The 1,128-nt window shown below is 71.7% G+C and carries 2 protein-coding genes; both read left to right on the top strand.

Annotated elements, in window-relative coordinates:
* On the top strand, positions 1-380 hold a 380-nt coding region (locus OMK64_RS19995), incomplete at its 5' end, for an arsenate reductase ArsC (protein ID WP_272730104.1).
* On the top strand, positions 377-1,128 hold a 752-nt coding region (locus tag OMK64_RS19990; RefSeq protein ID WP_272730103.1), incomplete at its 3' end, for an NAD(P)/FAD-dependent oxidoreductase. The genes OMK64_RS19995 and OMK64_RS19990, both read left to right, overlap by 4 nt.

Genomic DNA, 1,128 nt, shown 5'->3' with positions numbered 1-1,128 from the left:
ACAACGCCGGCCGCTCCCAGATGGCCGCCGGGTTCCTTGCCGCCCTGTCGGGCGGGGCCGTCGAGGTCCGCTCGGCCGGCTCGATGCCCGCCGACCAGGTCAACCCCGTCGCGGTCCAGGCGATGGCCGAGGTGGGCGTCGACATCGCCGCCGAGCAGCCCAAGGTCCTCACCACCGAGGCCGTGCAGGCCTCCGACGTCGTGGTCACCATGGGCTGCGGCGACGCCTGCCCGTACTTCCCCGGCAAGCGGTACGAGGACTGGAAGCTCGACGACCCGGCCGGCCAGGGCATCGACGCCGTCCGCCCGATCCGCGACGAGATCCGCACGCGCATCCTGACGCTGCTCGACGAGCTCGGCGTCCCCGCCGTGCAGGCATGACCACCATGGGTGGCAACGCGCACGCCCGCGACCTCGTCATCGTCGGATCGGGCCCTGCCGGCTACACCGCGGCGATCTACGCGGCGCGTGCCGGCCTGGCGCCGCTGGTCGTCGCGGGCTCCGTGACCGCCGGTGGCGCGCTGATGAACACCACCGAGGTGGAGAACTTCCCCGGCTTCCCCGACGGGATCCAGGGCCCCGAGCTCATGGACGCCCTGCAGAAGCAGGCCGAGAAGTTCGGTGCCGAGGTGCTCTGGGACGACGCCGTCGCGCTCTCGCTCGAGGGCGAGGTCAAGACGGTCACCGTCTCCGGCGGCGAGACCTACGCCGCGCGCGCCGTGATCCTGTCCACCGGCTCGGCCTACCGTGAGCTCGGTCTCGACGACGAGAAGCGCCTGTCCGGGCGCGGTGTGTCGTGGTGCGCGACCTGTGACGGATTCTTCTTCCGTGACCAGGAGATCATCGTCGTCGGCGGTGGCGACTCCGCGGTCGAGGAGGCGACCTTCCTGACGCGGTTCGGCAAGCGTGTCACGCTCGTGCACCGCCGTGACCAGCTGCGCGCGTCGAAGATCATGGCCGACCGCGCCGCGGCCGACCCGAAGATCGAGTTCGCGTGGAACGCCGAGGTCGTCGCCATCCACGGCGAGGACAAGGTCACCGGCGTGACCCTGCGCGACACCGTCACCGGGCAGACGCGCGAGCATCCCGCGACCGGCGTGTTCGTCGCGATCGGTCACGTGCCGCGCAC

It is taken from the genome of Cellulomonas fimi (genome assembly GCF_028527925.1).
GTDB lineage: Bacteria > Actinomycetota > Actinomycetes > Actinomycetales > Cellulomonadaceae > Cellulomonas > Cellulomonas fimi_C.
This window is presented reverse-complemented; position numbering and strand designations above follow the sequence as displayed.